Source organism: Mesorhizobium sp. M2A.F.Ca.ET.039.01.1.1 (genome assembly GCF_003998035.1).
Classification (GTDB): domain Bacteria; phylum Pseudomonadota; class Alphaproteobacteria; order Rhizobiales; family Rhizobiaceae; genus Mesorhizobium.
On record NZ_RZRY01000328.1, the window covers coordinates 1 to 6,979 of the forward strand.

Annotated in this window: 7 protein-coding genes; 4 read left to right on the top strand and 3 right to left on the bottom strand. The window is 66.8% G+C overall.

The window, feature by feature from the left end:
- On the top strand, positions 1-180 hold a 180-nt coding region (locus EOA24_RS42445), incomplete at its 5' end, for a hypothetical protein (protein WP_210213597.1).
- Between the two features lie 60 nt (positions 181-240).
- Here EOA24_RS42445 and EOA24_RS22465 read toward each other — a convergent pair.
- Both EOA24_RS22465 and EOA24_RS22470 read right to left on the bottom strand, forming a co-directional pair.
- Complete coding sequence (locus tag EOA24_RS22465; protein WP_126081241.1) at positions 241-1,467, bottom strand: CmpA/NrtA family ABC transporter substrate-binding protein; 1,227 nt, start codon at positions 1,465-1,467, stop codon at positions 241-243.
- Entirely contained in the window at positions 1,464-2,066 is a 603-nt protein-coding gene (locus EOA24_RS22470) for an ANTAR domain-containing response regulator (RefSeq protein WP_042638220.1), read from the bottom strand. The genes EOA24_RS22465 and EOA24_RS22470 overlap by 4 nt, the downstream gene beginning before the upstream one ends.
- 136 nt (positions 2,067-2,202) lie before the next feature.
- Here EOA24_RS22470 and EOA24_RS22475 point away from each other — a divergent pair, with 136 nt between their 5' ends.
- Positions 2,203-2,934, top strand: a complete 732-nt coding sequence (locus EOA24_RS22475) for a Crp/Fnr family transcriptional regulator (RefSeq protein WP_126081240.1) — start codon at positions 2,203-2,205, stop codon at positions 2,932-2,934.
- Positions 2,935-3,013: 79 nt separating this feature from the next.
- Here the strand turns inward: EOA24_RS22475 and EOA24_RS22480 are convergent, their stop codons facing one another.
- Positions 3,014-3,457, bottom strand: a complete 444-nt coding sequence (locus EOA24_RS22480) for a hemerythrin domain-containing protein (RefSeq protein ID WP_245501829.1) — start codon at positions 3,455-3,457, stop codon at positions 3,014-3,016.
- 220 nt (positions 3,458-3,677) lie between these two features.
- Here EOA24_RS22480 and EOA24_RS22485 point away from each other — a divergent pair, with 220 nt between their 5' ends.
- Both EOA24_RS22485 and EOA24_RS22490 read left to right on the top strand, forming a co-directional pair.
- Positions 3,678-5,294, top strand: a complete 1,617-nt coding sequence (locus tag EOA24_RS22485) for an ATP-binding cassette domain-containing protein (RefSeq protein WP_126081239.1) — start codon at positions 3,678-3,680, stop codon at positions 5,292-5,294.
- Complete coding sequence (locus tag EOA24_RS22490) at positions 5,291-6,889, top strand: ATP-binding cassette domain-containing protein (RefSeq protein ID WP_127258267.1); 1,599 nt, start codon at positions 5,291-5,293, stop codon at positions 6,887-6,889. The genes EOA24_RS22485 and EOA24_RS22490 overlap by 4 nt, the downstream gene beginning before the upstream one ends.
- The last annotated feature ends 90 nt before the right edge of the window (positions 6,890-6,979 follow it).

Genomic DNA, 6,979 nt, shown 5'->3' on the forward strand with positions numbered 1-6,979 from the left:
GAGCGGCAGCTTTGCCTGTGGCGCCCGCCATTGGACGCCTGTTCTGTTGCCCACGAGGGGCTCGTCTATTTCAAAGCACGAAGCGTGCCAGTTTTACGAGAGATCAGAATTTCATTTAAAATCAGCATGCTGCACAATGGGCCTGCGGCGGAGCCAAGCTGCAACGCGGTCAAACATTGATCAATGGTATGGACATGCCGCACAAATTTTGTGCATCGCACAAGACTGGCGCGCGAATGATCAGGCGCGTTTCTGGCCGGCAATGTAGGCGTCGATCCGGTCCGGATCGAAGATCTGGCCGTCGAAAAATCCGTCGGGACCAAGCACCAGGCTCGCCCCCGCCGAGCCGACTGGCGTCGCAACCTTCAGCGCGCCCTCGACCTTGGCATTGGCGCCGGGCAGCGCCACGCCGAGCGGCTTCAGCGCCGAGCGGTAGAGGTCGGGCCGATAGCAGTCGCGGGCGATGGCGAGGTTCTGCGGTGTGTGCGGCAATTGCCCCCAGCGCACCATCTGCGTGTAGAACCACAGCGCATGGCTTTTCCAGGGGAAGTTCGCCGCCTTGTCGAAGGGCAGGAAGAAATCCTCGACGCGCCGCTCCACGCCGCCGCCAAGTTGAAGGCGTCCAGTGAGCGCCGGCATCTGGATTGCCTCCGGCTGCCCAAGGAAGGCCGGCTTCGCCATCAGCGCAGCCAGTTCGCCGCGGTTCGCCGGGTCCTGGCACCAGCGGGCGGCGTGATGCAACGCCCTGAGAAGTGCTGCAAGCGCCTCCGGGTTCTCCTCGGCCCACACCTTACGCGCGCCGATCACCTTTTCCGGACTGTTACGCCAGAGCAGCGCCTTGACGGTGACGATGCGGCCGGTTCCGGCCGCGACAGCGGCGCTGTTCCAAGGCTCGCCGACGCAATAGCCGTCGATGCGGCCGGCAGCCAGCGCATCGGCCATGAAGGGCGGCGGCACGATGACGATCTCGATGTCGCGGTCGGGATCGATGCCGCAGGCGGCCAGCCAGTAGCGCAGCTCGTAATTATGCCCGGAATGCGGATGCACGACGGCGAAGCGCAGCGGCTCGCGGCCGGCACCCGCCCGCTCGCGGATCAGAGCGCCAAGCGCCGACCCCGCGCGCGCCGGATCGAGGTCGGGCGCGGCACCTTGCGTCGCCATGCCGTCCCAAACCGCGTTGGACACGGTGATGCAGTTGCCGCCGAGCCCGAGCGAGAAGGGCACGATGGTCTCCGAGGCAAGCGGCGTGAGGCCGAGGCTGCAGGCGAGCGGCATCGGCCCCAGCATATGGGCGACGTCGAAATGGCCGATGGCGATGCGGTCGCGGATGTTGGCCCAGGAGGTCTCACGCTGCAGCTTGAGCTCGATGCCCTCGCGGGCGGCAAAGCCTATCTCGCCGGCCACGACCAGAACGGCGCTGTCGAAGAGCGGCATGAAGCCGGCGGTGATTTCGTGCGCCATGCTCATTCGCCCTCCAGCGGTCCCAGCAATCCCGCCGCGGTCACCAGACTCTGGGCGATCTCGGCGATCTTGCGGTTCTGGTTCATGGCGGTCTTGCGCAGAAGCGTGTAGGCAGCCTCCTCGCTCAAGCCCCGCGACTTCATCAATATGCCCTTGGCCCGGTCGATGACCTTGCGGTTCTCCAGCTCGCTGCGCGCCTCCTCCAATTCGCGCGCCATGCGCGAGAAGGCGTTGAAGCGGCTGATCGCCATGTCGAGGATCGGCTTGATGCGTTCCTTCTTCAGCCCGTCGACGACATAGGCGGACACGCCCGCATCGACTGCGGCCTCGATCGAGGCCTGGTCGGAGCGGTCGACGAACATGGCGATCGGCCGCTTCACCGCGCGCGACAGCTGGAACATGTTCTCCAGCATGTCGCGGTTGGGATTTTCCAGATCGATGACGATGACGTCCGGCTCGATCTCGGCGATGCGCCGGGCAATGCCGGCCACGTCATGGATCACCGTGACATGGCGATGGCCTGCGTCCCGCAACCCGGCCTCGATGATCGAGGCGCGGATGCGGTTCTCGTCGATAACAAGGATGGTCAACGAACCGGTGGACATGCGCCTATTGTGCAGGCGGCCCGCAATTGTGCAATGCGGCGATCGACGGATTGGTTTCCATCCGATCCTCGAGGCACGGGCTGCGACGCTTTCGCGTCCCGGCCTGCGTTGCCGGTGAAGGGCGGGAACACTATAGATGTTCATCGTGCGCGAAGATATTCACACGGCAGGCGTCCCGGTACTCTGCGTTTCATGCGAGGCGCGGCACCGCGGCATATGCGGCGCGCTCAACGCCGGGCAGCTCGTCGATCTTGCCAAATCGACGAAACGGCACGAGGCCGAGGCCGGCAAGGAGTTGGTGGGCGATTCCAGGAGCGTCGAGCGTTTCTCGAACGTGCTTTCAGGCGTCGTGAAGCTGACCAAGACGCTTTCCGACGGCCGCCAGCAGATTGTCGGCCTGCAATTCGCTCCCGATTTCCTCGGCAGACCGTTCCAGAGCGAGAGCACGCTCAGCGCCGAGGCGGCGACAGACGTCGAACTATGCTCGTTCCCGCGCCAGGCGCTGGAGCGCATGATAAAGGAGCAGCCCAACCTTGAGCATCGCCTGCTCGAACAGAAGCTGCGCGAGCTTGACCAGGCGCGCGACTGGATGGTGGCGCTCGGCCGCAAGACGGCCTCCGAGAAGATATCGAGCTTCCTTCTGATGATCGCGCGCAACATCGACCCCGCCGCCGGGCCGGAGCGGCGCAGCGCCGCTTTCGATCTGCCGTTGTCGCGCGCGGAGATCGCGGATTTCCTGGGTCTCACCGTCGAGACGGTAAGCCGGCAGATCACCCGGCTGCGGGGCGAGGGCGTCATCCGCGTCGAAAACAACCGCCACGTCATCGTCGACGACATCGGGCGCCTGGCCGCGCGGGCCGGAGACTGATCCCCGGGGCGTTCGTTTAGAGCAATTCCAGGAAAAGTGCATAGCGGTTTTCCGTCCGGAATTGCGTAAAGACAAATACTTACTGATTGCCGAGAACCTTCGGCAGCACGTGGTCGCGCTCAAAGGCAATGTGGCGGCGCAACGATTCGAAGAAGGCGCGCAGCATATAGCCGAACGCCTCGGGATTTTCGATCTGCCGCCCGTGGCCGTAGGCCAGCAGCGCCTCGCTGAGATCCGCCGCCGCGCTTTCATCCTCCAGGTGCTCGAGCTTCAATCGCGCGACGGTGTCTTCCTCGCCCGTCTGCCGCGCAAAGGCAGGGAAGACGACCTCTTCCTCGAAGCGGTGGCACTCGCGCAGCAGCGGCAAGAGGTCGGCCGCCATGGCGAGGCACTGGAGCCGGTCGACGCGCGATGGCAGGTCGTCGGCGATGCCTTCGAGCATGTGGCAGAGCGCGAGCTTCTGCATATGCGCCCGCCGCATATCTGCCGGGCTGTGCAGCGGCTCCGGCTCGGCGCTCGTCATGATAGCTCCTCCGTCACGCCCGGGCTCAAGGCGGGTTGCTGCTCGACGGCAACAGGATCGGGAACATCGCCAGCCCACCGTGGCAATTGCCGTCGCGACGCCGAGGAAGAAAGTCGGACATGGAGCATCCTTTCTGGACATCGCCTCATAGCGCGACACGAATGCTGGAGACTTGACCTGAATCAACTCATGTCCTCCTCGCCTGTGCGAGAAGCGGGCCATGAAAACGCAGGTCGTTCCCGCACCGGTTCCTGATTCCGCCGCCGCGACGCCCGGTACCTTTCAGTCGCTTTCCGCCGCCCAGGGACTGGCAAGGCGTGGATTGCGCGGTCTTCTCGCCTTGCAGGCGGTCCGCACCGTGCTCAGGCTCGGCGTCGCCGCGACGGCGGCGATGGCCGCCGGCCGGCTCGTGATGGGCGAGACGGTCGATCCATGGCTCGTCGCCGGGATGATCGCGCTGCTCGCGGCCACATGCCTCGCCGGATTCGCCGCCGAAAGGATGCAGGCTTCCGCGGAAAACGCCATGTCGACGCGACTGCGGGCGCTCGCGAGCGAGCGACTGGGCAAGATGCCGGCGCGGCAGCTGCAGTCGCTCTCGACAGGGGCCTTGATCGTCTCGATGCAGCGCCATCCGGAGGCGATCGCCGCACTGGTGGTGGGCCATCGTGCCGCCACGGCCATGATGGCGGCCGGGCCATTGCTCGCTGCCATCGCGCTTTGCTTCGTCTCCTGGCAGGCCGCGCTGCTGGTCATCTGCCTGACGCCGGTCATGATCCTGTTCTTCGCGCTGGTGGGCAATGCGATCCGCCGGCGCGCCGACGCCCAGGAGTGTGCCTTCGGCCGGCTGGCGGGCCAGTTCGCCGACCGCGTCCGCACGCTGCCCACAATTCTTGCCAACCACGCGACGGCAAGCGAGGAGGCAAAACTCGGCCATCGCCTGGAGGGCTACGCGGGCGAGACGATCGGTCTGCTGCGTATAGCCTTTGCCAATGCCGGGATCATCGACTTCTTCGCCTCGCTCTCGATTGCGATCCTCGCCATCCTCCTCGGCCTGGGGCACCTGAAGCTTGCGACGATCCCCGGCTTCTCCAATCTCGAGCTCTGGCAGAGCCTGTTCATCCTGATGATCGCGCCGGAATATTTCGCACCATTCCGCCGCTTCTCGGAGCAGTACCATGCCAAGGCGGAAGGGTTGGCGGCTGCCACCGCGCTGGACCGGCTGCTCGGCGCCGAACCGATCGCGTCGACGACCTTGCCGGTGCTCGACCGGTTGCGCCTGACATTGCCTGCACATGGCCTCGTCGCCATCGTCGGTCCGAGCGGATCGGGCAAATCGACGCTTCTGCGCCGTCTCGCCGGGCTCGAGCCGGGCGCCATGCCGAAGCCGGGAACCCGTCCGCTGGCCGCTGGGGAGATCGCCTGGGTTTCGACGGATGCCTACGTGCCCGAAGGAACGTTGTCGGAGGCTATTTCGTGGAATGGCGGCGCGCTGGACCGGAGCCGGCTGGAAAATGCCGCGCGCGCGATCGGGCTGCTCGACGACGCCCTGCTGCCAGGCGGTCTCGATGCAAGGCTGGACAAGGGCGGCGCCAATCTTTCGGGCGGCCAGCGGCTTCGCATCGCCATCGCCCGCGCGCAACTTTTCGGACGGACCGTGCTGGCCGACGAGCCGACGGCAAAACTCGACCGCGCGACCGCCGAGGCCGTGCAGCGCATGCTGATCGGGATTTCAGAGGCGCGGCTGGTCGTTGTGGCGACGCATGACCGGGAGCTTGCCGCCGCCGCCGACCTGGTTGTGGATCTCACCCGTGACGATACCGTCGAGGTGGCGGCATGAGCACAGCGTTTCAGTCATCGAACCGGAAGTCGTGGCGGCTGGCGACGGGCTTCGCCTTCACCGCGCTGGCCTGCGCCATATTGCTGGGCGGCGTGTCCGCTTGGCTGCTCGGCTCGGTGGCGATCGCCGGCCTTTCCGCCACCGCTTTCACTTTCAACTTTCACACCCCCGCGGCTTTCATCAGGCTGTTCGCGGTTGGCCGCACCGCCGCCCGCTATGGCGAGCGGCTGACCGGACACAAGGCCGCGCTCACCGATCAGATATCGCGTCGCGTCGAGCTGTTCGCCGCGATGGCGGCGGCGCCGGCGGTGCGCCGGGCCGGATGGCAGCTGGGCGACGATTCGCGCCTTGCCGACTATCTGGACGATGTCGAGGACCTCGACTTCGCCAGGCTGCGCGCCGGCCTGCCGGCTCTGACGCTTGCCTGCGGCCTCGCGGTCCTGGTCGCCGGCTCGGCGGTGCTGGCGCCTTTGTCCCTCCTGCCCATCATAGTCTTGCTGCTTGCCATCCTGTTCGCGGGGAACCGGGTGGCCAGAGCTGGCGCCATGGCATGGCGTGAGACCAGGTCGCTGCGCCGCGGGGGCGCGAGCCGGCTTGGCGCGGCCATGGCGTCAGCGGTACCCCTGAAGGCGGAGGGCGCCTGGAACCGCGAATGCACTGAGGCCCTTGCCGCGCTCTCTCGCGCCGACGCCGCGCAGCTTGCCCTTCGCCGGCTGCAGGCCATGCTGGACATGATCGGCGCGGCTTTCGGTCCGGTTGCCGGCGTCAGTGTGATGGCGGCTGCCTGGTATGCGGGCAGACAAGGCACGGAGCTTCTCGCGCCGATGCTGCTCGCCTTCTCCTGGCTGGCGCTGGGCGAAACCATGAATGGCGCATCGCGCATGCTGGTTGCCGTGCTCCGCCGCAACGCGGCTTGCGCCGAGATCGGCCAATGGACACGCGGCACCGCGGCCGGCAGGCGCGAATTCGCCCTGGATGACATCAAGCCCGCCCTGCTGCTTCATGGCGGCCTGCAACGCCGTGCACCCGACGGCCGGTCGATCGGAACGCCCATCTCTCTGCTCCTCGCGTGGGGCCAGCCGACACTGCTCGTCGGCGCAAGCGGTTCGGGCAAGACGAGCCTGCTCAAGCAGATCGCCGGCTGGATCGGCGACGATGCCTTCGCCACCGACGACCGCATCCTGTCGGCAGGCGAGCGGCGGGCGCTCGTGTCCCTCGTCCTGCACGACGCGGTCGTGCTGGAGGACACCGTCCGCGCCAATCTCTTCGCCGGCGATGTCCCGGATGCCGCGCTGTGGCGGGCGCTGGAAGCCGTCGAGATGGACGGCCGCATCCGCGACTCGGGGGGGCTGGACAGCTGGGTCAGGCAGGACAGGTTCTCGCTCGGCGAAGCGCAGCGCATCAACCTCGCGCGCGCCTGGCTGTCACCCCGACCCGTTGTGTTGCTTGACGAACCGACCGAGCATCTCGACGAGGCGCAGGGCGAGCGCATCCTCGAGCGGCTGCTCGCCCGCTTCAGCGATAGGATCGTCGTCGTCTCCACCCATCGCGCGCCGCCGCTTCGCGATGTCCGCACGATCGAGTTGCAGCCGTAATCACGCCGCCGAGCTGTCCTGCTCCAAGGCGTTCGGGTCGCCCGGCGCCGTCGCCCAGGCGAGCTCGACCAGCGTCACTGTGCGTCGCCC